The organism is Paraniabella aurantiaca (assembly GCF_050309965.1).
GTDB lineage: Bacteria > Bacteroidota > Bacteroidia > Chitinophagales > Chitinophagaceae > Niabella.
In genome coordinates this window covers 1,466,077-1,490,588 of the sequence record NZ_JBLOSY010000002.1, presented here as the reverse complement: position 1 = coordinate 1,490,588, position 24,512 = coordinate 1,466,077, and the positions used below count along the sequence as shown (strand labels likewise).

19 protein-coding genes are annotated in these 24,512 nt (G+C 43.0%); 8 read left to right on the top strand and 11 right to left on the bottom strand.

Annotated features, from left to right (window positions below; all coding sequences use genetic code 11):
- The first annotated feature begins 1 nt into the window (after position 1).
- Positions 2-2,188 (top strand): alpha-galactosidase, encoded by a 2,187-nt coding sequence (locus ACLOAU_RS20520; protein WP_427863770.1) that lies wholly within the window; start codon positions 2-4, stop codon positions 2,186-2,188.
- A 168-nt stretch (positions 2,189-2,356) separates the two neighbouring features.
- On the opposite strand, the gene ACLOAU_RS20515 is transcribed toward ACLOAU_RS20520, so the two are convergent.
- The 9 genes from ACLOAU_RS20515 to ACLOAU_RS20475 all read right to left on the bottom strand — a co-directional run bounded on the left by ACLOAU_RS20515 (position 2,357) and on the right by ACLOAU_RS20475 (position 15,300).
- Entirely contained in the window at positions 2,357-3,679 is a 1,323-nt protein-coding gene (locus tag ACLOAU_RS20515; RefSeq protein WP_427863769.1) for a Gfo/Idh/MocA family protein, read from the bottom strand.
- A 39-nt stretch (positions 3,680-3,718) separates the two neighbouring features.
- The gene (locus ACLOAU_RS20510) at positions 3,719-4,666 is read right to left on the bottom strand and encodes a formylglycine-generating enzyme family protein (protein ID WP_427863768.1); all 948 of its coding nucleotides are present in this window, start codon (positions 4,664-4,666) and stop codon (positions 3,719-3,721) included.
- Between the two features lie 31 nt (positions 4,667-4,697).
- On the bottom strand, positions 4,698-5,615 hold the full coding sequence (locus tag ACLOAU_RS20505) for a hydroxypyruvate isomerase family protein (protein ID WP_427863767.1): 918 nt from the start codon (positions 5,613-5,615) through the stop codon (positions 4,698-4,700).
- Positions 5,616-5,704: 89 nt separating this feature from the next.
- Positions 5,705-6,814, bottom strand: coding sequence for a DUF4998 domain-containing protein (locus ACLOAU_RS20500; protein WP_427863766.1), 1,110 nt, complete (start codon positions 6,812-6,814; stop codon positions 5,705-5,707).
- Between the two features lie 70 nt (positions 6,815-6,884).
- Complete coding sequence (locus tag ACLOAU_RS20495) at positions 6,885-8,057, bottom strand: DUF5000 domain-containing lipoprotein (RefSeq protein ID WP_427863765.1); 1,173 nt, start codon at positions 8,055-8,057, stop codon at positions 6,885-6,887.
- Positions 8,058-8,074: 17 nt separating this feature from the next.
- Positions 8,075-10,003 (bottom strand): RagB/SusD family nutrient uptake outer membrane protein, encoded by a 1,929-nt coding sequence (locus tag ACLOAU_RS20490; RefSeq protein ID WP_427863764.1) that lies wholly within the window; start codon positions 10,001-10,003, stop codon positions 8,075-8,077.
- Positions 10,004-10,014: 11 nt separating this feature from the next.
- Positions 10,015-13,455: a TonB-dependent receptor gene (locus tag ACLOAU_RS20485; protein ID WP_427863763.1), complete on the bottom strand. Its 3,441-nt coding sequence runs from the start codon at positions 13,453-13,455 to the stop codon at positions 10,015-10,017.
- A gap of 130 nt (positions 13,456-13,585) precedes the next feature.
- On the bottom strand, positions 13,586-14,671 hold the full coding sequence (locus tag ACLOAU_RS20480; RefSeq protein WP_427863762.1) for a FecR family protein: 1,086 nt from the start codon (positions 14,669-14,671) through the stop codon (positions 13,586-13,588).
- Between the two features lie 47 nt (positions 14,672-14,718).
- On the bottom strand, positions 14,719-15,300 hold the full coding sequence (locus ACLOAU_RS20475) for an RNA polymerase sigma factor (protein ID WP_427863761.1): 582 nt from the start codon (positions 15,298-15,300) through the stop codon (positions 14,719-14,721).
- Positions 15,301-15,786: 486 nt separating this feature from the next.
- Here ACLOAU_RS20475 and ACLOAU_RS20470 point away from each other — a divergent pair, with 486 nt between their 5' ends.
- Positions 15,787-17,070: a BspA family leucine-rich repeat surface protein gene (locus tag ACLOAU_RS20470; RefSeq protein WP_427863760.1), complete on the top strand. Its 1,284-nt coding sequence runs from the start codon at positions 15,787-15,789 to the stop codon at positions 17,068-17,070.
- Positions 17,071-17,260: 190 nt separating this feature from the next.
- Positions 17,261-17,713: a hypothetical protein gene (locus ACLOAU_RS20465; protein WP_427863759.1), complete on the top strand. Its 453-nt coding sequence runs from the start codon at positions 17,261-17,263 to the stop codon at positions 17,711-17,713.
- A 163-nt stretch (positions 17,714-17,876) separates the two neighbouring features.
- Here the strand turns inward: ACLOAU_RS20465 and ACLOAU_RS20460 are convergent, their stop codons facing one another.
- Positions 17,877-18,977, bottom strand: coding sequence for a hypothetical protein (locus ACLOAU_RS20460; RefSeq protein ID WP_427863758.1), 1,101 nt, complete (start codon positions 18,975-18,977; stop codon positions 17,877-17,879).
- Between the two features lie 183 nt (positions 18,978-19,160).
- On the opposite strand from ACLOAU_RS20460, the gene ACLOAU_RS20455 reads away from it, so the two are divergent.
- Positions 19,161-19,844, top strand: a complete 684-nt coding sequence (locus tag ACLOAU_RS20455; RefSeq protein ID WP_427863757.1) for an aspartate/glutamate racemase family protein — start codon at positions 19,161-19,163, stop codon at positions 19,842-19,844.
- Between the two features lie 200 nt (positions 19,845-20,044).
- Here the strand turns inward: ACLOAU_RS20455 and ACLOAU_RS20450 are convergent, their stop codons facing one another.
- Positions 20,045-20,491, bottom strand: coding sequence for a GNAT family N-acetyltransferase (locus ACLOAU_RS20450; RefSeq protein ID WP_427863756.1), 447 nt, complete (start codon positions 20,489-20,491; stop codon positions 20,045-20,047).
- A gap of 88 nt (positions 20,492-20,579) precedes the next feature.
- Here ACLOAU_RS20450 and ACLOAU_RS20445 point away from each other — a divergent pair, with 88 nt between their 5' ends.
- The 4 genes from ACLOAU_RS20445 (at position 20,580) to ACLOAU_RS20430 (ending at position 24,470) form a co-directional block, all read left to right on the top strand.
- Positions 20,580-22,034: an aminotransferase-like domain-containing protein gene (locus tag ACLOAU_RS20445; RefSeq protein ID WP_427863755.1), complete on the top strand. Its 1,455-nt coding sequence runs from the start codon at positions 20,580-20,582 to the stop codon at positions 22,032-22,034.
- 204 nt (positions 22,035-22,238) lie between these two features.
- A complete protein-coding gene (locus tag ACLOAU_RS20440; protein ID WP_427863754.1) occupies positions 22,239-23,027 on the top strand; it encodes an SDR family oxidoreductase in 789 nt (262 codons plus the stop codon).
- A gap of 168 nt (positions 23,028-23,195) precedes the next feature.
- Positions 23,196-23,549 carry a hypothetical protein gene (locus tag ACLOAU_RS20435; RefSeq protein WP_427863753.1) on the top strand — a complete coding sequence of 118 codons (354 nt, stop codon included), beginning with the start codon at positions 23,196-23,198 and terminating at the stop codon, positions 23,547-23,549.
- A gap of 9 nt (positions 23,550-23,558) precedes the next feature.
- The gene (locus ACLOAU_RS20430; protein WP_427863752.1) at positions 23,559-24,470 is read left to right on the top strand and encodes a helix-turn-helix domain-containing protein; all 912 of its coding nucleotides are present in this window, start codon (positions 23,559-23,561) and stop codon (positions 24,468-24,470) included.
- The last annotated feature ends 42 nt before the right edge of the window (positions 24,471-24,512 follow it).

The following is a 24,512-nucleotide window of genomic DNA, read 5'->3' as shown; positions in this document are numbered from 1 at the left end:
CATGAGGTTTGCGTTGAAGGTTTTATGGACATTAGTAGTATGTATAGTATCAATACCGGTATGGGCACAGGAAGAAATCATTCCGATAACAACCGCTGAAAATGCCATGGTGTTGAAGGTTGATCAAAAGAAGAACCTATCCATCCTGTACTATGGAAGGAAGCTGGGGAACAATAATGAGTATGCATTAATTTCACAGGCTTATAAACAAACCAGCGACTATACTGAAGTAGCAGATGCGGCCTATACTCCTTCCGGCTCCCGCAACTTACTGGAACCTGCTATTAGCGTAACGCATGCCGACGGCAATAACTCGCTCGACCTCCGTTATGTACAGCATGAGCAAAAAGACCTGGGCAATGGTGTTACGCAACTATCCGTCCTTTTAAAAGATCCGGTGTATGATTTCCAGGTAACCTTATTTTATAAGTCCTATTTCAGGCAGGATGTGATTGAGCAATGGGCGGTGATCAGGCATTCCGAAAAATCGAATATAACTTTACATAAATATGCATCGGCTAACCTGCATATCAAAGCCAAAAGCTTCTGGCTTACCCAATATCATGGCGACTGGGCCAAAGAAATGCAAAGTGAAACATCCAGGCTTACTCATGGTATCAAAACGCTCGACAGCAAATTAGGCACCAGGGCTAATTTATTCCAGCCTTCCGTATTCATGGTATCACTCGATCAACCTGCAACGGAAGACGAAGGTTCTGTACTGTATGGTGCGCTTGAATATAGCGGCAATTTCAAAACAGACCTGGAACTGGACTACCAGAACAATCTGCGTATTATATCAGGCATTAATAACTATGCTTCTGCTTATACTTTAAAACCCAATGAAGATTTTGTAACCCCGGGTTTCCTATACACGCTTTCGCATGAAGGTAAGGGAGGCGCCAGCCGGAAGCTACAGGAATGGGCACGTCATTTCAAAGTGCTGGATGGTAAAAAAGACAGGCTTACTTTATTGAACAACTGGGAAGCTACTTATTTTGATTTTGATGAAAACAAACTGAAAGAGCTGATTAAGGACACCAAAAAACTAGGGGTCGATTTATTTTTATTGGATGATGGGTGGTTTGCCAATAAATACCCCAGGAACGGGGATGTAGCAGGACTGGGAGATTGGGCACCGAATAAGAAAAAACTACCCAATGGTATTGGTACACTGGTAAAAGAAGCAGCCAACAACCAGGTAAAATTTGGCATCTGGATCGAACCTGAAATGGTGAACCCTAAAAGTGAATTATACGAGCAGCATCCCGATTGGGTGGTGAAGCAACCTCAGCGTGCCGAACATTACTTCAGGAATCAATTGGTTCTGGATTTGAGCAACCCTAAGGTGCAGGACTTTGTTTTTAAAGTTGTAGATGATCTGTTCACCCAAAACGGTGAACTGGCTTATATTAAGTGGGACTGCAATGCAGTAATCTACAATGCCCATTCGGCCTATTTAAAAAATCAATCTCATTTTTATATCGAGTATATGCACGGCCTGTACAATGTACTAAAAAGAATACGCAGCAAGTATCCCGCTGTACCCATGATGTTATGTTCGGGTGGCGGAGGCCGTGTAGACTATGGCGCATTAGAATATTTTACGGAATTTTGGCCGAGTGATAATACCGACCCGTTGGAACGCATCTTCATGCAATGGGAATACTCCTACTTCTACCCTGCCATTACCAGTGCTAACCACGTAACAGACTGGGGGAAACAGCCTGTTAAATTCAGAACGGATGTAGCTATGATGGGTAAGCTGGGATTTGATATTGTCGTAAAGCATCTCAATGAAAAAGATCTTCAATATTGTCAGAATGCAATCAAACAGTATAATTCTTTTAAAGACATTGTTTGGTTTGGCAAACAGTACAGGCTGGCCAATCCTACTGAAGGAGATATTGCGTCAATGGCCTATATCAATGAAGAGCAATCCAAGGGAGTTATTTTCAACTACCTCGTTAATAACCGTTATGGTTCAGGAAGTATTTATCCGGTTCGCCTCAAAGGCCTCGATCCGGCAGCAAAATACAGGATCACTGAGATTTGCTTATATCCCGGAACCAAAACTTCTATTGATGAATCAAAAACCTATAGTGGTGAGTTCCTGATGACCATTGGCTTTAACCCGGTAGTGAATGCACAAAGAACGAGCGTAATATTAATGTTGGAGAGAATCTAACTTAATAAGCCTTTAAAAGTCAGTCGAATTGGGTTTGCATTAAAATGCCTGCTTCCGCTATGAGTAGCTTATGTTAGATTAGTGTACACCGGGAAGGTGTGTACTCAGCACAACATAAAAAGAAGAGCGGCCTCGTACCGGAAGCTACTCTTCTTTAGCTCGTCAAGACTAAGAAATATTATACCTGGTTCGCCCCGGTGTGGCAATTGCATACATACCATTGGCATCAGGCATGATCAGTGGATCGGCATCGAAACTGAACTTTTTGGGCATGAGGTCGATACCACTATTCAGCGCTTTTTCAAAATCGATCACTTCACCGCTGTAAGTAGCCATCCGCCCTATAATCCCCGTCAACGTACTTTTAGCGCCATATTCTGCATCCCAGAACTTATACTCTCCTTTCGCCACCGCAGCAAACAGTTCATCATGTTCAGCCTGGTACGGATTATTCTCTCCCTTTTTATCAAACGCAAAAAGCGTATTGCCCCTATGATCCTTAATAACTGCTGCATCGCCATAGATCTTCCCCTTCGTACCAATAAGCAGTTCATCTACCTTGCTCATCGTACGTGGAATATGACGGCACTGACTGTTTAAAATGCTGCCGTCGGCATAATGAAATTCTACGAAATGATGATCATAGATCTCTCCGTATTTTTTATCGGTACGAACCTGGCGGCCTCCCAAACCCTGTGCTTTTACCGGATACGCGTTTTTAAACCAATTCACCACATCTATATTGTGCACATGCTGCTCTACTATATGATCGCCACAAAGCCAGTTAAAATAATACCAGTTACGCATCTGGTATTCCATTTCTGTTTGACCAGGCTGGCGTTCCCTTACCCAAACACCATCATTATTCCACCAGGCCTGGGCCGAAGTAATATCGCCGATCAGCTCTTTATTTTTAAACAGGGCGCGATAGGAGTTCTGATATCTTCTCTGAAGTCCTACTACCACATTTAATTTCTTTTGTTGGGCAACCTGTGCCATATCGAGCACTTTCTTAATACCTGCCGGGTCTGTAGCAACAGGCTTTTCCATAAACACATGCTTACCCTGCTTTACAGCGGCCTCGAAATGAACAGGCCGGAAACCGGGAGGTGTTGTAAGTAATACTACATCGGCAAGGGCGATAGCTTTTTCATAGGCATCGAAACCCGTAAACTTTCGCTCTTCAGTCACATTCACCTTGCTGGCATTAATACCCGATTCGGCCAAATTACCGGTTATTGATTTATAACAATCATCCAACCGGTCCCTGAAAGCATCTGCCATAGCTACTAATTGCACATTCTGGCTGGTACTTAAAGCCTGAATCGCAGCCCCAGTGCCGCGACCACCACAGCCAATTAATGCAATTTTTATAATGCCCGCAGAACCCGAAAAGAAATTAGCATTGCTTACAAGTGGCGCCGCTACCAGCCCACCGGCCAATAAGCCTGTTTGCTGTACAAATTTTCTACGTGAAGTTTTATGATCCATAGTTGTTTTTTTAATTTATAGATGAAGATTCATTTTCTCTTATGGGTTAGATAGGTTCAGATAGGTATCAAAGAATTTATCCACCTCCTGCCCGGATGGCTGTACCAGTGGGCGCACCAGCCTGAAGCCAACAAAAGGGGCATCAGCATTCCACCATTTACTTTTAGGGATCTGGGGATCCCGGCGATTCCAGACAAGATCGGATACCGTTCTCTTTGCACCGCGAAGTGATTTAGCAGGATCATTGTAATGACCACCTCTTACCACTAGGGGATGTTTAAGCCTAGGTGTAACAACCGGATCTTGTGTCACCTTACCTCTTTTATTATAGGCATCAGCAATGTATTGGTCCAGCACCCATTCCTGTACATTTCCCAACATATCATAAAAGCCCCAGGGATTGGGCTTTTTCAAACCGGTTTGATGATACTTTTGCCCGCTGTTAGCGCCGTACCAGGCATAGTCTTTCAAACGGGCGCTATCATCGCCAAAAAAATAGGCAGTTTGAGTACCTGCTTTACAGGCATATTCCCACTCTGCTTCCGTAGGCAGGCGATAAAACACACCTGTTTTTTCGTACAACCATTTGCAATACATTAGAGCACCATGCTGTTTCATACTATTAGCCGGAAAGCCACCTTCTTTCCCCATACCCAATGTTACTTCTATATAAGGGCGGGAAGGACGCGAGATAGCATCTACCGCGCTATTCTCCGGGTAATTCTCATCGTTTAAATACAAGGCGAACTCATCATGGGTCACTTCACGGGCTCCCATCCAAAAGGCACTAAGACTTACCTGGTGTAAGTATTCATCCGGCGCTTTTTTGCTCCCCATTAAAAAGCTACCTGCATTCACAGGAATCATTTCAAACTGTACCGCCGAGCCGGGAATGGTTTGTTTATATTTTTCAAAAACAGGTTGTTGCGCTACGGCATTATAAAAAAGCCAGGACAAACCAACCGTCAAAAATCCATATTGCATCATTTATTTCTCTTCTTGATAATTATTGACCGGTTTACTTCGTCGTTGAAAAATCATCTACCTCACGGTAAGCCTGAACCAGGCGTTGTTCGCCCTGTTTACCTTGTAAAGATGTTCCGTGTTCCATGCCCACTACCCCTTTATATCCTTTGTCATATAAAAACTTAAAGACATTTTTGTAATTAATTTCCCCTGTGGTCGGCTCCCTCCTGCCCGGGTTATCGCCAACCTGTATATAAGGTATTTCGTCCCAGCATAGCTCAAGGTTCTTTATCAGGTTGCCTTCATTCTTTTGCAAATGATAGGCATCAAACAATATTTTACAACTCGGGCTATCCACGGCCTTGCATATCTCGTAGGTTTGTGTGGATGTACGCAAAAACAAATCGGGCGAATCACTTAAAGGCTCCAGTACCATCACTATTCCATGAGGCTCGAATATTGCTGCACCCCGGCGCAAAGCTTCAATTACATTGGCTGTTTGCAATGCAATCGGCAGATGCTTTTCAAAGTCGCCCGGCACAACGGTCACCCATTTGGCATCACAACGTTTAGCCACTTCTACCGACTTCCTGCACCCCTCCAGGAATATTTCTACATGACGGCTGTTTTTTGCAGCCAGGGTATTAGCTCCGTTGCCGCCCTTAGGCACTACAAACACGCCCATACGCATTCCCAGTTTAGCAAGGGCTTCACCTATTTTCGTTTGTTGTTCAACAGACCTTTCTGCCATTCCATTATCTTCAATAGATCTGAAACCCAGGTCGTACATGTATTTGATCTGATCAATAAAATCCCCTCCGGCACTGGTGGAAAACATGCCATCATGAGGTGCATAATCGAGTTTAAATTTTGAAGAAGGGTTAACCTGCGATTTTGCAGATAAAGAATTGCTTATGGCCAGCGCCCCTGTAGACAGCAGGCTGTTTCGAAGAAATAATCGTCGTTGCATGCATTGTTATTTTAATGGATAGCCACCCGTTTCACCTTCGCAAAACGAGCAGCCACTCCATGCTTATTGAGTTAGATAATCAGGAAAGTTTATTTGCCGAAGGCATATATTTCGGCTATGGCAGTAAAAGGAGGTCTGTTGCTATCAGGAAACTGAAGCTTAAGATATCTCCCCTTTGCCTGGCTACTGTTATTAATTGTGAGTTTATCGCCCGAACTGAAAACACCCTCTCCTGCCAGTGTCCAGGTACCCGCAGGATCCGGACTATTTCCAATAAATACCTGTGCCGTTTTAGCATCGGTGTTACCCTTTCTGCGATACACTTCGAAATAGCTAATCTGCTTATCAGAAGCCATATCGATAATTGCCCAATGGGGCAGCGGTGCATGCGGGTCGTATTGCGAATGCCAGTACGAATCAAGATTACCGTCGATCAGTGTGTTCATACCCCCACCATCACTGGCTCTCTCATCGGATACAGCCAGTACCTTCCACAGCGAGCGATTGAACAAATAGGTATCGGGTAACTGTGCATTATCCCAGTTGGTATAGAAAGTATCGATAGAAGCAGCCTGAGGAATGTAAAGCGAACGATATTGAAAAGCAGATCCGGCTTTACCATCAAAAGAACTGGAGAAAGAGCTGGCCGGCACTCTGAGAACAGTGTCCACCCCCGAATACTTGGATACGTATTTAATTTCATTGTAGATCATCCCCTCTCCCCCGGCGAACCATTCAATTCCTGCAGATGTTTCGGTAAGCGAGATCTGGCGAATACGGCGGTTAACCAGCGTAGAAGCGTATAACGGGCCAAAGGCAGCGCCAAACTGTGTATAAGTAAGTGAACGGTTTTTAAAATTATCGATAGCATATATGTTAAAGGCATAGGATTTCTCTTCAAGGCCTGTTAACAGCACTTCCATACTATCTCTCCCCGATTTAAAGTTTACCGGAACTATCATGGAGTCTGCTCCACTATTCCAGCTAACTACCACTTCCTTTACATTCACTCCATTAACCATCCAGAGCCTCATTTTTAAACGCTGTTTACCCGACACAAAAGCAACCGAATCTGGTTTAACGGCATAGATGGCCTCTCCATCTTTGATAAATTCTTTGTGAACATCTGTAAACTTGTCACAGGATGCTACGCTCGTTAGCACGCAGCAAATGATAAGTATATAAAATAAATATTTCATGACTATTTTTTGTCTGATTAATATTTGAGTAATATGGCCTTCCATCATACCCGTTATTTCGGAGCGAGCACTACTTGGGCTCGCCAAAAACATCAATTTCAGCCGGATGGGTAAATGTAGTGCTGCCCCAGGTAGATTTCACTACTATACGGATATAACGTACCGGTTCCTGCGAAAGGTTGAACGTAAATTCATGGCCCGCCTCAGCTGCCCGCAGGTCATCATCTGTAACGGTGCCTGAGGCTCCACCTGACGGTTTAATGATCTCCGTATCCATAATCTTGGTCCACTCCTGCCAGTCTCCGCTTTGCGAAGGAGCTGACGTTCTCACATACAAATCGAAGGCCTTAGGATTACCCCAATTATAATAGCTGTTGCTAAACAGGCGCTGAAAGATTACCAAACGGCTAACCTTGGCCACAACACCAAGATCAATTGTAAAAGGAGCCGGAAGAGAGGACGATGGCGAATGGCCAAAAGATGTTCGGTCATCATCAATCATTTTCTGATCGGAGCCTTCGAAGTTGGTAAAATTCTGATCATTGCCGAGCCTCATAATCCTCATTCGGCTCTTGGCCAGTTTTTCTTCGTACAAAGGAGTGATCAGCCTGCCTGTAGGGAATATAGTATCAGACCGGTTTCCGAAATTATCTTTTACTACAACGCCAAATGGCCTTGGCAATGGCTTGTAACCTCTTAACGACTGCGCACCTTCTGCCAGTTGGGAATTAATAATCCTTACCAACGCCATTCTTCCCAAAGAATCCAGCGTAAAGAACTCGAAAGTGAGCGGAGATTTAAGGTTATTGGACCAGCTATACCTGGCACCACCGAAATCGCCTTGTATGAACATCGTTTTTGATACCAGGCTTAACGGGGATTCAAGTGGCTGAACAGTACAGCTTACAGGCTCAGAAGTTTCCTGAGCCCGGTTAACCGTATAAAGCAATACCTCGTGAGGCTTTTCATCGTTAAAGCCAGCTATGTTAATCTTGTTCTCATAAATAGAAGCTACTGCTTCCATTTTCTTTCCTGTCTCCAAAGTATAAGTGGCTTTCACACTAATGATGTCTTCCTGGTTCGGTATACGATAGCTGATCAATGCACCGCCAGCCATGTTTTCTACTTTAACTTCTGTAACCTGCATGGGCTTGCCCAGGCTCTTTGATATCGGCTCATTCACTTTCTTAGTACAGCCCCATAACCATAGCAACCCGAACATTACTAAACATGAGTATTTCATACGCAATATTTTAAAGGCTACCAGCCCGGATTTTGAATTAATAAAGGATTTTTAATCATTTCTGACTGTGGGATCGGTGCGAAATAATCGCGATAGGTAAACTGCTGCACATATACACTCACCAGGGTATAATATTCCTCAGCTTCCCTGCCGTTGATATTCCAGCCCATAATCGGCCGGTTCTGCTCTGTCAAAGCTGTCTTCCACCGGTGACTATCCCAATAATAACTGCCTTCACAAGCCAGTTCTATTTTCCTTTCCTGTTGTATGATCTGCCGCATACCTTCTTTAGTCAGCGGCTTGGATGGCTGATTGGAATGATTAGCCCAGCTTTCCACTACTCCTTTTAAACCTGCTCTGGATCGTACTGAATCGATATACAGGTACACTTCCTGGTCGGGGGCCGACTTCGATTCGTTGAGTGCTTCGGCGCAGAGTAATAACAGGTCTGCAAATCGCATATCAGGATAAGGATAGGTTTCTTCCGAAACACCATTGGCATCGCGCCAGGTTGTATTCATAGCCACCAGCTTTTTAGGCCAGTACCCGGTTGCGTTATACTCTCCGGGGTTAAATACAGAAGAGTACTCTCCAAACCGGTTTTTAGGATAAGGTGTTTCACTTTCGTTAGACGTTCTGTAGAAATTACCAAACCATCTGCCGCGATCAAAGCCCAGCGTAGAGTAAAAACGCATTTCGCGATCGAAATTCAGCGCTGCTGTTTTTTCTCCCGAAGCAATCAGAAGATTATGAGCCGCATCACCTACCCGGATGCTGTAACGGTTGCCATAAGGATAGGATATATCTTCATTAATAGGCACCCCATTGTTGGAATAAAACAGCTCAACGGTAGAGAGGGGCACGCTTAAAGTTCCGGTCATGCTGGACGGTGTTGAAGTTGCAGGTTCCAGCCTGGGTAAAGAGATCAGCTGAAAAATCCAATCAGCCGGATAGGAAGAGTTACCCCACACTACTTCAGGGTTCCATCGTTGCGTAACCGCACTTCTAAGCGTATTAATTAACAGCGTTGTATCCGACAGCTGCCTGGCGTTTACTGCCTGGTAGTCTGACTTTTTATAAAGACGGATACCCGCTTCGGCACACACATCAATAGCGCGTTTACAGGCAGCTGCCGCGGTATCCCACCTTGCGGCATTGTACTGCTGGTTGAAAAAAGGTTCTTTGTTTTGATTAACAAAACCACTGTAATCACGATTTCCATTAAAAAGCGGGCTTGCCCAAAACACCAGCACTTTGGCCTTTAACATATGGGCCACCGGTGCTGTAAAGCGTCCCAGTTCAGTATTCCTGTTCTCAATAGTTAAAGGCAGCGCTGCTGAGTTGATTACTTCATCGATCAATTGTAATACATAAGCAAAACAATCATCGACCTTCTCCCGCTCTGCCCTGATTGCGGCCGTACTTTCATTCACTGGTGTATTTTGCCGGAGTGGCGTCATAGGCCCGTAATACTGAATCAGGTAAAAGTTCAGATACGCTTTAATCAGCTTTACTTCTGCCTTCATACGTTCTTTTTCATATTGGTTAACGTCCTGCACCCCATCAATACGTTCGAGGAAAGTATTGCAGTCGCGCATGCCTGCATACAAAGACCTTACATAGTCTGAATTATTGCTCCAATAATTAACCAGCGCCAGTGCAGCGCTATTTTCGGACAAGCCGAAACGCATCCCCGCCTGGGTTCTATGATCCCTGTTAAAGATCATTTCCATAGCGCCGAATATGCCGGGATTTTCGTTCCAGCCTGCAGATTTTGGAATACCCCAATAACAGGTGGCCAAAAACTTGGTAGCATTATACCTGTCAGAAAATGCATTGTCAACGGTTGGAATATTATCCGGAACAATATCCAGGTATTTACTACAGGAGCCCAGGCCTGTAGCTATAAACATTATAATTATTATAGTATAGATTTTTTTCTTCATGGCACCTGTTTTTATAAGCCGATATTAAAGCCCACATTAAATACTCTTTGAAGCGGATAGTCAAACCCTGACCCGGCCATCTCCGGGTCCCATAGCTTGAAAGCGCTCCAATGCAGCAGGTTGGAACCGCTGAAATAGATCCGGAAGTCGGAAACCTTAAAACGTTTGAGCATGGAGGAAGGAAAGCTGTAGCCTACATCAACAGATTTCAGTCTCAGGAAACTTCCGTTCTGCATAAACCAGGTACTGGTTTGGCGGTTATTGTCAATATTATAATTGGCAAGTCGCGGCCAAAAGGCATAAGAGTTACGATTGCTTTCCGACCAGTAATCGCTGGCAATAGCCTGGAGAACTGCATTTTGTCCTACCCTTCCGTCACCTCCGTCACCGTCTATAAACGGGGTTACATTATCCTGGTTTAACCAGAAAGACTCGCGGGCTAATCCCTGGAAGAAGAAATTAAAGTCAAATCGTTTATAGCTCACTGATAATCCAAAACCATAAATGATCTCGGGCGTTACAGGATGCCCGATAGGTACAAAATCAAGGTTATCAATTTTACCATCACCATTGATATCTTTATACTTAATATCTCCACCCGAGTAAGCACCAAACTCCTGTCGTGGTGAATTTTTCACTTCGGCGGAGTCAATAAACAGTCGCTCTGCAACCAATCCCCAGGTTTGTCCCAGGTTGGTACCTATTCTCGACAACCAATAGTTATTGCCATAGTCGGGTTCTTCCCATTTAATAACCTTACTGGTAGTATAAGTGAAAGTACCCCGGCCGGTTAACTTCAGATCTTTGCCAATAGTTTTATCGTAATTCAGCTCAATATCAATACCTCTGCCCTCGGCTTCGCCTACATTCGCTTTTACGGCAGGCAGGATACCCGCTGTTGCAGGCATGATACGATCCTGCAGGATGTTTTTTCTGCGCTCCTTGTAGATTTCTATAATAGACGAAAATCCATTTCTCATGTTAAATTCCAATGCCAGGTTGGTTTTATAGGATCGCTCCCAACCCACCTGATCGTTGGCATAGCGGCTTACGTTAATCCCGCCCGGATTTTCATTCATATTTACACCCCAGTTTACATTGTGTGGTGCATTTAAATCAACCTCCGATAAATAAAAGAATCTTTCAGAAGCGCTACCAATGGCTTCGTTACCCGCAATACCATAAGAGCCTCTCAATTTTAACATCCTGAAAACATGGGACAGTGGCTCAAAGAAGGGCTCATTCGAAATAACCCAACCAGCACCAAATGAAGGGAAGAAACCCCACCTGTTGTTTTGTGCAAATCGCTCAGAAGCGTTGTACCCATAAGCAAATTCGGCCAGGTAACGCGTATCAAAGTCGTAAGAGAATCGGCCGGAGAAACTTAAATTCCTGGTAGGAAGCGATAGCTGGATAGAGGATGGCGCCCCTTGTTTAAACTGCCGGGCCGTAAAAACCAATAAACCACTGACGCTGTTTTTACCAAAATTATTATTGTACTGGGTAGCGCCTTCAAAGTAGAAAGAATTAGCTACAGTGCGGGAAGTATTATTTGCATCATAGTCTAGAGTTTCCCTTCCTGTGGTAGGATTTAGTCGAACCAGTTTGTAGGAGTCGTTAGTGAGATCGAAGGAAGATATCCTATAATAGAAAGGCGCATAAGCGCGGGAAATACTATACTCTGATCTGCGATCAAAATTAACCAAAGCCCGGGCCATCAGTCCTTTTGCAATAGCATCCAGGTTTTGCTTCACCTCTACCGTAGTCAGCATATTGCTGCGACTGTAATCTTTGTACCCCCTCATTGCTTCAGCATAGGGATTTAAATAATTACCAGTCTCAAAGTTTCCAAAGAGCGTATGCTTTGCATAGGAGAAATTAGAATCGGGCTCATAGAAGGGCTTAAAGCGGACAGGGTTGGCCTGCATCACCTTGCGGTACATAGCAGAACCTCCATCAATAGGACCTGTATAGTCATCGAAATTGGCTACAAAACGTGTAGACATTTCAGTGGTCTTGGTCAGGTTAATATTAACATTGGAACGAATGGAATATTTATAGAGGTCGATATTAGAATTGAAATCATTTTTATTATCTACTTTCAGGTTACCCCTATCCCTGGTTACGCTACCTGCCACATAATAACGGGCAACGGAACCACCTCCGGTAAAGCTCAGGTTTAGGCGGTTATTAACGGCCATCTTTTTAAACATCGCTTCTTCCCAATTGGTAGCCGGGTAAATATCCCGGTGCAATCCCATTTCAGTAAATGTGATTTGCTCATCGGTGTAGAGTGTTTGTCCGTTAGGATCGCGGGTTTTAACGGCTTCGTTATGCATGCGCATAAACGTAACAGGATCTGCGGTTTCTAATCTTTGAGTGGGGGAAGAAAAGGAATTTTCAAACCGGAGATCAAAATTCATTTTTCCCTCTTTTCCTTCTTTGGTAGTAACCAGGATTACACCATTAGCACCCCTCGCGCCATACAACGCAGTAGCCATCGCATCTTTCATGATACTAAAGCTGGCAATATCATCAGGATTTAAACGGGCCAGATCATTGGGACTTAGTTCAATACCGTCAATTAAAATCAGCGGGTCTTTTTTGGCGGAAGCTCCAAATGAAGTAATACCGCGGATAAAGAAGGCAGCGTTATCCTGGCCCGGTTCCCCGCTTCTCTGGTAAGCCACCATACCTGCTAATCTACCCGCTAAAGCATTGGTAAGATTGCTGCTGGGCATTCTTAGCTCCGATGGCTTGATTGAAGTAATGGAAGCCACCATGCTGGCCTTTTTTTGCTTAGAGAAAGCCACAACAGCAACTTCATTCATACTGCCATCTTCTCCGTCCAGCACAATAATAAGCGGGCGGCTATCAGCTATAAAAACATACTGTGTTTTATAACCAACTGAAGACACTTCGAGACTGTCATACAAGTTGGCATTCAATGTAAATTCTCCCTTTTCATTGGTCAAAGTACCGTTCTGCGTACCTTTTACATAAACGGACACATTTTGCAACATACCTCCGGCCCGGTCTTTAACGGAACCCTGAACTACAATGGGTGGTCGCCTCACGTCTGTAACAGGAGCCGGAATACTCCGCGAGAGAATAACAAAAAGGTTCCGGTCTATTTTTTTATAATACAAAGGCGTGTTCAATAAAAGCTTGTCCATAACCGAATCTATGGAAGCATTCTTTGTACGTATATTAATTTTAAGATCCCTGGGAAAAATTTGTGACTGATAAACAAATGAATACCGGCCTTGTTCCCGGATAGCCTGCAGCACTTTTTCAATAGGTGCTTCTTTCAAATCCAGATTAATGCGTTGTCCTGATACATCACTAGCCCATAGTGATGTATAGGTGAAGAGTAAAAGAACAATGGACAACTTCATTAACAGGAGAAATTTAAATGCACAGCGATAAGCATAGCAGTTCGTTTTTTTCATACTTTTAGAGGATAAAATGAAAAGCAATCGATTTACAGAAGTTAATTTTCGTTTTATGATCAAGGGAGCCTGGCCGCTTCCTTGATACTTTTATGGCATATTTTTTTTATTTGACCATAGGCAAATTGATTTAAGGTTCTATTAAAACAGTATTATTTTCTATCTTGTAACTGAAACCGGCCGAAATCTTCAGCGCCTCCAGCACATTCTGAATACTTTGATTATCATAAAAGCCGTTATACCTTCCGGCCTTCATTTTATCTGACCCGTTAATTATTACGCCTACTCCATACCATCGCGACAAAATCAGCGCTATTTCATCCAGCCTTTTATTTTCAAAGACCAGGTTATTATTGGTCCATTGGGCTTCCGGGGGAATAGAGTCTGTTTTTACAATTTTAAGTTTAACAATATCATCGTCTGGCTTATTAGTGGTGGATTTCGCAGGCTGCAACGGCTCTCTGTTTACGATTAATTTTTCGTCGGGCTTCAAAACATACACCTGCTGCTCATACTTATTGAGTTTAACCTGTAGTGAGCCTCTCACCAGGGTTGTTGTTGTATTCTTTTCGTCAGGATAAGAGCGTACATTAAACGCTGTGCCTAAAACTTTTACATCCAACTCCGAGGTATGGATCAAAAAAGGACGTTCCGGGTCTTTCACCACATCAAAATAAGCTTCACCCGTTAAAGTAAGTGTCCTGTGTGTTTTACCAAACCCATCTTCGTAAGAGATCTTGCTATCACTATTGATCCAAACTTTTGACCCATCAGGCAATACCAGGTTTGATTTGGATCCTCTTTTGGTAGCTACAATATTACTGTTGCGCGCACCTTGTTTGTTTTTTTCTGTTTGCGTTCGAATCCCAATCACAACTACCATTAATAAAATGCTTGCAGCTGCTACCCATTTCAAAACAGACCTCATTTTCGCAGGCTTCCGTACAATAACAATCGGCTCCGACTCTTCAGACATAAGTTGATGCAGCTTATTCCAGTTTTGCTCTCTTTTTACTAGCTGCTTCGGTGAGTGAACCGGCAGGCTATTATTATTGATCAGATCTGACAACTGCTCCTCTACCCGTGCACTTTCCGGATGGGTTTCTAACCACCGGGACAACTCCATCTGTTCCGATAAGGTTATTTCCCCGGAAAGCTTTTTAGTCAGTAGCTCAATAAAACGCTCTTCTTGCATAAACGCATCTATCTGTATCATAGATGACAAAAAAAATAGCGGAACTACGTATTGTAGTTTTATTTTTTTTAAGAATTTCCCGATTTTTTCCGGGGGTGTATATTTTGGCGACCCAGCCAGGAGGTAATTTTCCTTACGGCCTGATAAAGCTGCGTCTCTACTGTCCGGATGGAAGTGTTCAATAGTATGCTTACTTCTTTACAACTCAGCCCTTTATCTTTCACCAGGTAAAAAACCAGGCGGGATTTAGGCGGCAATGTATTCAACAATTCCTCCAGGCACTTTATATTTTCCCGCTCTATCAGCTCTGTTTCGGGGTTGGCAAAGCTGTATTGAAAGGTATCAGCCAAATCGTCTATGTCAATATTATTGATCTCCTTCCTGGACTTTAGCACATTGATGGAAGCATACTTGGCAGCTGTATAAAGATAAGCTGACACATTTTTTATACTACCCATAGTCTTCCGGTTCTGCCACAGGCGAATAAAAACATTGATGACCGCATCTTCAGCGTCCTGCTCGCTATTTAGTATGGAACGGGAGAAAGCGATCAGATCAAAATAAAAAAAATTGTACAGCTCTTTAAAAGCCATCTCATCATCATGCTCCGCTATACGCAGCGATAATTCGTACAATCTTTGATTTTTCAAATGCAAGTCGTTGTTATCTTCAAAAATAGCAGATTCATTTTAAAAAATATACACCTCCCTAAATAGTATTTTTGAATGATTACCGGCCGAATCAAACCCGGCGAAACGCATGGCATATTCTGCTCTTACCCCTTACTAAACGGGCAGTCCTCCCGTTCCATTACAAATATGATAATGAGATAGCTACAAAATCTCTGCCCAATCATGTGAACAATCCCGGCATGCCGGAAATTACAAAAAGGTAGTAAAGATCAATCATGCTACATTATCCTGGCCCCAACACTTATCACCCCCACGATTTTTTTTGATTGTCTTTCCTGCTGTTCACCGGTAAATATAGCTATTCATCGCTTACTGTGGTTGTTCGGCGAGTAGCCACCACACACTTTATATCCCACTTTAAATTCGGCACATGAAAATTGAAACTATCAGTATACCGGTAATATTTTCTAAACCAATTAATTCTTCTATTCAACAAAATCGAAAATGAAACATTATCTTTTAGCGCTTGCGGTGCTAATCTCTTTTTCCGCAAACACCCAGAACTTTATTACAAGGTGGGTATTTCCCAAAGCTTCCAACAGCATCACCTTTAACGGACTAACGGCAGGCGACGTGATATGCCGGTGGACAACAAGTTCCAACCCCTCCGGCGGAACCCTGAGATTCAACAATAGCAACGAAAATTTTCCTATAATAATAGCTGTACCCATACCTGCAGGTGACACCGTAACCTTAAATATGGAACCGGCAAACCTTAGACGTTTCTTCCTGAATGGAGGATATAATAATGCAAACTTTAATGAACTCACTGAGGTTAGACAATGGGGTAATGTTCCCTGGCAAAGCATGGAAGCAGCATTTGTCAACTGTCCCAACTTCAGGCTCCTGGCGACGGATGTCCCCAACCTGTCGGGAGTTAAAAGCATGAAGCAAATGTTTTGGTTTTCCAGGCTCTTTGTTCCTCCCTTCAATATAGATCTTTGGGATGTAAGTGGTGTAACAGACATGGAATCTATGTTTGCCGAAACCGGTTCGTTTAACCGCAACCTGACAACCTGGGATCTGAATTCCCTCACCAATGCCGCGGGCATGTTCAGTAACAGTGGTATCAGCTGCGAAAACTATAGCCGTACTATAAAAGCCTGGGCCGAAAACCCGAATACAGCCAATACGGTAAATTTCTCCTTCCAGAGAGGGGCTGTTTATGCCAATACCGCAGCATCCTTCCGCAACGCACTTATTGCCAAAGGCTGGAGTATCAGTATGGATGACCAGGCTATTCCGGGAAGTGCCTGTTACGATATGTCGCTGCCGGTTCTTTTTGGTGAAGTAAATGCTTCGCTTAAAAACGGGGACCTGCAGGTAAACTGGTCTACTTTAACAGAAAACAATAACGGTCATTTTGATATAGAAGCTTCTGCAGATGGAAATACTTTTACCAAAATTGGCGAGGCTTTATCCAAAGCTCCGTTGGGCAACTCCTCCTTCCCGTTACAATATGAGTTCAGAAAAAAAATCAGCAGCATCATATTATCTGCGTGTATAGGTATATTGGCACTATGCAGTATTGGAGCGGGCTTCGACCGGCAGAAAAAGATCTGGCTTCCCATATTAATTATAACAGGAATAGGCTTGAGCATTGCCGGCTGTACCAAAACCAGCCATCCACAGGAAGATGAAATCGACAGCGCTTATATCCGGATAAAACAGGTAGATAAAGATGGAAATTTTCAAATCAGTAAAGTGGTAACGGTAGTAAAAGAATAACATATATCCGTTATGTTATCGTAATAGTCTGCGCAGGCAGGTATTCACCATCATAAAACTGCTGTTCACCGGTAATTTCAGTGTTGTTCGCCAGTATGGTATTGCCTCCAGGCCCCTGGTGGGTGTATGTTTGTGAAACAATTAATAATAACAACATCGCCTGCAGCCGTCAGGCACAAAACAAATAAAAATGAAAAATTTAATTCTTTCCGCCGCCACATTATTAACGATCACATTTAGTGCCGTTGCTTCACCTGTAAAACCTGTTGTGAGCGAAAAAACCCAGGAAACTTTCACATCCCTGTTTAAAAGCGCAGTTAATGTAACCTGGAGTGAGGCCGGAGACAATGCGGAAGCTTTCTTTACAGTAAATGAAGTAAAAAACCGTGCAACATTCGATGCTAAAGGAAACCTGATCCAAACCATTCGCTACTACAAAGAAGACAAACTTTCACCTGTTGTACTGGCCGGAGTAACATCTTCATTCCCCGGTAAAGAAATTCACGGAATTACTGAAGTAAGTAACAAGAACGGCGTTAACTACCGGATTGTTTTAAAAGATAACAAACACTACACGCATATCAACGCCAACAGCACCGGTGATACCGAAGTAGTTTCAAAATATAAGAGAGGCGATCAATAACCTCACCACTTTTCTCATGTAAAACAACGGAGGGGATTTCTATCTTCTCCTTTTTTATTTATCTGACAACCGCTTTTGAGCTATCGTAATTTTTAGCTGTATACGCAATCTTTGACAAATCCCCGGCGTAACGATGTTCTGATTTTTCGTAATTCCAAAGCCATTAATTGTATTGCCCCGAAATGAACATCCAGCTACTGCCCTTGACGTCGGTAACCTTAACCGCTACTTTCACATCTTTTTGATATGGGATAGACATCCCGGTACCAATAATGACCTGTTTACTCAAGTCCGGCGATAACTTCCACCATTGATAGGCTACTTTGCTTTTAGCCTCAGCATTAGCCCCATTATATTGGTATGATGCAACCAGCTTACCCGACTGCTTAACAGCTTTAACTTCGCTGGCATAGGGTAAGCCGGGCATTGCACCGATCTTATAATTCGATTGAACGGCTTTAAAATACCTGGCCCGCTCCTCGTCAGACAGCCCTTTTTCTATAAACATTGAAGCAACCCAGTTAAAATCAGTTGAGTTGGTTTCTATACCTACACCATAACCCAGCCTTCGTGAAATGTCGGTAGTTGACACTTTACCTAAACTTTTACCGTTCAGCCACAGGGCAATGCTATTTGCTTCATACCGGGCATGGAGATAGCATAATGCAAAGTATTTCGGAAACGCTTTCGCTGTAAGGTAACCATCGGCATTTCCTGCCCGGATATTATCGTTACTAAACCCAAGGTAATAGTTACCCCAGCCGCTTAATAAAGCTTCGTATTCGGTACCGGGCATCTTGCGAAACACAATCGTTATTTCTTCCGGGAAAGAAAAAGGTTTATCATTACTCCTGGTGAGTAGTTTAAAGTTGGCATTGGGCTGGTTACTAAAAACAACTTCGCCGCCAGCCAAGTACGGTTTTGCAATAGTTGGGTTACTGAGTCCCGCGTAAGGTATATCGGGGCCTTTTACAGCTTTTAGCCGGGTTACTATGCCGCTTCCATCTGCTATTGCGCCGGCGCTGGTATAATAAGCATCCGCGAATTCAAGAATATCACCTTTCTCCATAACCAGGTTATCTATCACAGGAGCTTTAACTCCTACCCCACTGATAGAACGGATAAAGCCATCGATTCGCTCATGTGTTTTCAGACTGCCGGCCTGTTGAATTCCCCATGCAGCTTCAACAGTTTTAGATTGGGCAGCGACAGATGCGATGGCGACTAATAATAGGAAGAATGATATAAATGATTTCAAGATCATACTGCTGTCTCTTTGATAAATTAATCAAACCTGTTGAGTTGTTTGACAGGTTAAACGTATTACACAGGCAAGATACGTTTTGAATTGCTTATGTCTTCTATTATGTGTGTGTTTTGATTACATTTACAAGTAGTAGCTCCCTGGCATAACAGAAAGAATTTTGTAAGCAATAAAAAATTTTAAATGAAGAAAATCGGATTGGTGGGTGGCATAAGCTGGACATCTACATTGGATTATTACAGATTTATAAATGAGGGGGTAAATGCAAAACTTGGTGGTTTAAATGCAGCCGAATGCATTATTTACTCTTTGAATTTCGGAGACGTACAGGCTAAAAGCTGGGTAAATTCTTATGAATTATTATTGAATGCCTGCGAAAGCCTGAAAAAAAGTGGTGTAGAGGGCATCGTACTCTGTGCCAATACCGCTCACCTTTTTGCTGACAGACTTCAGGAGGCTATAAAACTTCCCATCATTCACATTGGTGTAGAAACAGCAAAGGCCGTAAAGAAATGCGGGTATAAAAAGGCAGGACTATTAGGCACAAAGTTTACAATGGAAATGGACTTTTACAGGGATAAGCTGGGGGAATACGGGCTGGAGATCCTGATACCGGAAGCTCCCGAAACCAGGGACTATATCCAATATACTGTAAAGGAAGAATTGGGTATTGGCTTCGTCAACCCTGAGACCAAAGCGAAGTATATTACTATTGTAAAAGAACTGGCAGACAGAGGCGCTGAGTGCATTATTTTGGGCTGTACCGAAATTCCCATGCTTATCAACCAGGCAGATGTAGCCATCCCGGTTTTTGACACCACTAAAATTCATTCTGAAGCAATCGTAGACTATATTGTTTCAAGTTGATTATTTCTTAATTCAGTTATTAAAGCATGTGACTAATTATATATACCATGTGTTCAATCTTTTTACACATCGTTGTACTGATATTACTTTAGGTAGCAGTATCTCCTGAGTCAGGACATAAACTACCTTTGGATCAGGCCCAACTCATGAGGCAGTTTAACTCTGTTAAAAAAGGCGGATCAATTGAGTCCGCCTTCCCTCTACTTCCACCAATAGTAATAATTGTGCGCACCATCGTACTGGAAACCGCAACGTGGGTACAAACTATTGCCGACGTCGTTTGTCTTTTCTGTTTCAAGCATCAGGCCGCAGGCTCCGGTTTCATCACACCATTCCTTTGCACGGTCTATCAACGCCACTGAAAGTCCGTTACCCCTATAATCAGGATGTACAAACAAGTCGCTTAGCAGCCATTGTTTCTCCAGCTTAATGTAATGATACAATTTATATAACTGCACAAACCCGACTGCTTGGCCGCCTGCGTATACAACAAAAATGTGTGACTGGTCGTTATGCAACCTCTCATTTATAAACTTTTTACACTTCTCGTAATCATCGGCCTGACGGTAAAAAACCCGATAGCGGTTAAATAACTCAGCTGTTTCATCCAGCTCTTTCAAGCCGGCTTTTTTGATGTTGTAATCCATTACTTATATATTTTAATGTTAGAGCACAAAGATACCTTGCAGTAGGACTACCTTTGTAGTCCAAATTGCACATAAAAGGTAGTCCAGTATGTTTCCTTACGAACACATCATACAGATTGAAAAAGAAAGCAAAGTTCCAGTCTACAGGCAGATTGCTATTTCAATATCTACTGCCGTTAAAAATGGTACTTTAAAAGCAGGAACGCATTTACCAGGTAGCCGGGAATTAGCAAGGATACTGGGTGTGCATCGAAAGACCGTGATTGCCGGATATGAGGAACTGGACAAACAAGACTGGATTACAGTTATACCAAGAAAATACGTAAAGGTTTCCGAAAATATCCCTGTACTCAAGCCGAGAAAATGGAGCCACACCCAAACCGAACTCCCGTACGAAAAACGGTTTAGCAGGCCTTTTAGAATGATTGAGAAAACTGTTGGTGATGATAAAGTGATGGACGCACCTCTTATTATTATTAATGACGGCTGCCCCGACGTAAGGCTATCGCCAATAGATAGTTTATTAAGAACCTACCGCTCACTCACATCAAGAAAGCATACTATCAGGAATGCTAACACAGGAACAGCACAGGGTACATTGAAACTCCGCGAGGAAATGGTAAGGTATCTGTCAGTAACAAGAGGGCTGAACATTTCTGTAGCTAACCTTTTGATTACGCACGGTGCACAGATGAGCATCTACTTAACAGCTCAACTACTTTTAAACGCTGCAACCACCATCATCGTAGGCAAACCTAATTATCCTGTTGCTAATAAAACCTTTGAGGAAACGGGGGCAAGGATAATAGAAGTAACGGTTGATGAAAAAGGTATAGATACTGATGCTATCGAAAAGATATGTAAGCGCAGGAAAATTGATGCCATTTACGTAATTCCACATCATCATTATCCCACCACGGTAACACTTAGTGTAGAAAGGCGGGTAAAATTACTGGAGCTCTCCAAACAATTTTCGTTTACAATTATTGAAGATGATTACGACTATGACTATCATTATACAAGTTCACCGTACCTGCCTTTGGCAAGTGGCAACCATCAGGGAAACGTCATATATATCGGCTCCTTTTCCAAGATGTTAGATCCGGCTTTGCGTATTGGTTTTATGGTAGCGCCAAAAAACTTTATTGAGCAATGCACTGCATTCAGGAAAATAATAGATGTAGGTGGCGATGGCTATATGCAAAATGCATTGGCTACATTAATAAAAGAGGGTGAGCTCAACCGGCATTTAAAAAAAGCAAAAAAATGCTATCACCAACGCAGGGACTTTCTGGATGCTTTGCTAAAGGAAACCCTGGGCAGGTACCTTTCTTATACCCTCCCTACCGGTGGAATGGCCATTTGGATCAAACTAATCCCTGATTTTTCTATTAAAAAACTCGTACGCAGCACACGGCTTGAAATTACGCGATGGGATGAAAAAGAGAACGCATTTCGGTTTGGTTTTGCATCGATGAATGAAGACGAACTAAAACAGGCTGTTGATCTTTTAAAAGCCGGACTACAAAAAAGCAGGCGATAATATAATAAAAAAGCCTTCAGCTGTTCCCCGATAAATATGTAAAAAAAAGGTGGCGTAAGAGCAACTGCTAGTATACCTCTATCCTAATCGTATAAACATACATTTCCAATAACGTTATTTCACTTTCGGCTACATTAAAAGTCGTTTTAGCTACATGTCTTTGGGGATAGGGATACACCTTTGTATCAACAAAAAAGAAATCATATGCAACTAAAAAACAGCACCGTCCTGATCACCGGCGGCACCAGCGGAATCGGACTTGAATTGGTAAAACAGCTAACAGAACAAGGAGCACGTATTATTGTTACGGGACGCAACATCAATGCTTTAAGCGAAACAAAAAGAAAATTTCCAGGGATACATACCTTTCAAAGCGATGTAAGCCATCCACAGGATATCGAACAACTTTATAAAGATGTCACCAGCCGATTCCCCGATTTGAACATTCTCATCAACAACGCCGGATTGATGCGGCTGATAGATCTGCAGGATACCACCCTGGACCTGGAAAATATCAACCGCGAAATTGCCACCAACCTTTCCGGTACCATCCGGATGGTACATCAGTTCTTACCCCATTTAAAAAATCAAAAATCAGCTGCCATCATAAATGTTTCTTCGGGCATTGCCTTTATGCCCTACACTGTTGCTCCGGTTTACAGTGCTACAAAAGCAGGTGTTCACGCTTATACGCAGGCTTTGCGTTTGCAGTTGGAAGATACCGTTGTAAAAGTGTTTGAAATGATACCGCCCGGTGTTAATACCAATCTTCAAAACGACTGGGTAATGCCGGTAAACCCGAAGCAAATGATGGATGCAGATAAGATGGTGCGCATTGCTATTAAACGACTTTTAAACGACAAGAAGGAGCTCAGGCCATTCTTAATAGGTGTTATAAAAATGGCCAGCAGGATCATGCCCAATGCCCTTATCAGGTTCGGGCACAGGGAGTTCAAAAAGTTCAAAACATTACATACTAACAATCAAAAATAACAGAGATGAAAAGTCATTTTTTTCTCATGCTATCCCGCCCATTGGCCTTTCCTTGTATCTCACCCCAAAAACGTTTTCCAGATAAAGCCCCGAAGCTTTGACCAGTGCAGCAGCTGGTGTTCTGGTTGCCATCTCATCAGGCTACTTCTTTAATAACAACATTTTAAAATGATAAAAAATATCGCTTCCCTCGTCCTTCTGATCGTTTCGGTAGCACTCAGTTTCAAACATGGCTGGGATACGTTCAATTACAAAAGCAATCCGCAGTCTTTAAAAATAATGACCGAGCTGGGCATCAGCGAAGGGATGACACCCTTTATGGGTACCCTGACCATATTGACAGGCATATTGCTGTTGTTTCCAAAGTCGTTCTTCTGGGGAAATGTATTGAATGCAATGTCCATTGTGTTGATCATGACATTGGCGATGCGCACGGGTAATATAAAAATGGTTGTAATGGAAATTCCTTTTCTAATGATCCCGTTCATAATGATCTGGTTGAAATACCCTTTTAAAAATTAAATTTGTTGTATGTCAGCGCCATTAAAAGTAAAGTCCATCACCGACGGGCATCGTATCCTCGGCCTGCCCAAACCGGAGCATCCCCTGATCAGCGTAGTTAATTATGCTGACTTACAAATGCCTGAAGGAATGGCGGAGATGAACGCTATGTTCGATTTTTATTATATCTCCTTAAAAAGAGGATTCTCCAATAAGCTTTTTTACGGGCAGCAGACTTACGACTTTGATGAAGGGATGATGTATTTCGTAGCGCCCAAACAGGTCTTACGCGGTGCCGGCCCAGGTCCCGGCGATGATCTCTCAGGGTGGATATTGCTGATACATCCCGATCTTCTGTGGGGAACAACGCTTGCTAAAAAGATAAAGCAGTATGAGTTTTTTGACTACGCCGTTCATGAAGCGCTTTTCTTGTCCGACAAAGAAGAAACGATCATCAATAGTATCATTGATAACCTGAAGACAGAGTATCATACCAATATGGACCGGTTCAGCCAGGACATACTGATCTCGCACCTGGAAACCTTGCTGAACTATGCAGAACGTTTTTATCAACGGCAGTTCCTCACCCGCAAGAAAAGCAATCACCAGGTACTCGACAGGCTGGAGCAGCTTATGAATGCTTATTTTGGCGATGAAGCCTTATGCTCCAAAGGGCTGCCCACCGTGCAGTATATTTCAGGCCAGCTCAACATTTCACAAAGCTACCTGCGCGGACTGCTTAAAACACTTACCGGTCAAAGCACCCAGCAATACATCCACGAAAAGCTCATTGATAAAGCCAAGGAAAAGCTATCTACAACAAGCTTATCCGTTTCTGAAATTGCCTATGAGCTGGGCTTTGAACATCCGCAAAGCTTCAGCAAATTGTTTAAAAGCAAAACGAATCAAAGCCCGCTGGAGTTCAGGGCGGGATTTAACTGACAAGGCTACCCCAAAAATGGCAAACTAATTTAATTAAAGCCG

Coding starts and splice junctions, on each gene's coding strand:
- ACLOAU_RS20520 (WP_427863770.1), top strand. CDS start 2: ATGAGGTTTGCGTTGAAGGTTTTATGGACATTAGTAGTATGTATAGTA.
- ACLOAU_RS20515 (WP_427863769.1), bottom strand. CDS start 3,679: ATGGATCATAAAACTTCACGTAGAAAATTTGTACAGCAAACAGGCTTA.
- ACLOAU_RS20510 (WP_427863768.1), bottom strand. CDS start 4,666: ATGATGCAATATGGATTTTTGACGGTTGGTTTGTCCTGGCTTTTTTAT.
- ACLOAU_RS20505 (WP_427863767.1), bottom strand. CDS start 5,615: ATGCAACGACGATTATTTCTTCGAAACAGCCTGCTGTCTACAGGGGCG.
- ACLOAU_RS20500 (WP_427863766.1), bottom strand. CDS start 6,814: ATGAAATATTTATTTTATATACTTATCATTTGCTGCGTGCTAACGAGC.
- ACLOAU_RS20495 (WP_427863765.1), bottom strand. CDS start 8,057: ATGAAATACTCATGTTTAGTAATGTTCGGGTTGCTATGGTTATGGGGC.
- ACLOAU_RS20490 (WP_427863764.1), bottom strand. CDS start 10,003: ATGAAGAAAAAAATCTATACTATAATAATTATAATGTTTATAGCTACA.
- ACLOAU_RS20485 (WP_427863763.1), bottom strand. CDS start 13,455: ATGAAAAAAACGAACTGCTATGCTTATCGCTGTGCATTTAAATTTCTC.
- ACLOAU_RS20480 (WP_427863762.1), bottom strand. CDS start 14,671: ATGATACAGATAGATGCGTTTATGCAAGAAGAGCGTTTTATTGAGCTA.
- ACLOAU_RS20470 (WP_427863760.1), top strand. CDS start 15,787: ATGAAACATTATCTTTTAGCGCTTGCGGTGCTAATCTCTTTTTCCGCA.
- ACLOAU_RS20465 (WP_427863759.1), top strand. CDS start 17,261: ATGAAAAATTTAATTCTTTCCGCCGCCACATTATTAACGATCACATTT.
- ACLOAU_RS20460 (WP_427863758.1), bottom strand. CDS start 18,977: ATGATCTTGAAATCATTTATATCATTCTTCCTATTATTAGTCGCCATC.
- ACLOAU_RS20455 (WP_427863757.1), top strand. CDS start 19,161: ATGAAGAAAATCGGATTGGTGGGTGGCATAAGCTGGACATCTACATTG.
- ACLOAU_RS20450 (WP_427863756.1), bottom strand. CDS start 20,491: ATGGATTACAACATCAAAAAAGCCGGCTTGAAAGAGCTGGATGAAACA.
- ACLOAU_RS20445 (WP_427863755.1), top strand. CDS start 20,580: ATGTTTCCTTACGAACACATCATACAGATTGAAAAAGAAAGCAAAGTT.
- ACLOAU_RS20440 (WP_427863754.1), top strand. CDS start 22,239: ATGCAACTAAAAAACAGCACCGTCCTGATCACCGGCGGCACCAGCGGA.
- ACLOAU_RS20435 (WP_427863753.1), top strand. CDS start 23,196: ATGATAAAAAATATCGCTTCCCTCGTCCTTCTGATCGTTTCGGTAGCA.
- ACLOAU_RS20430 (WP_427863752.1), top strand. CDS start 23,559: ATGTCAGCGCCATTAAAAGTAAAGTCCATCACCGACGGGCATCGTATC.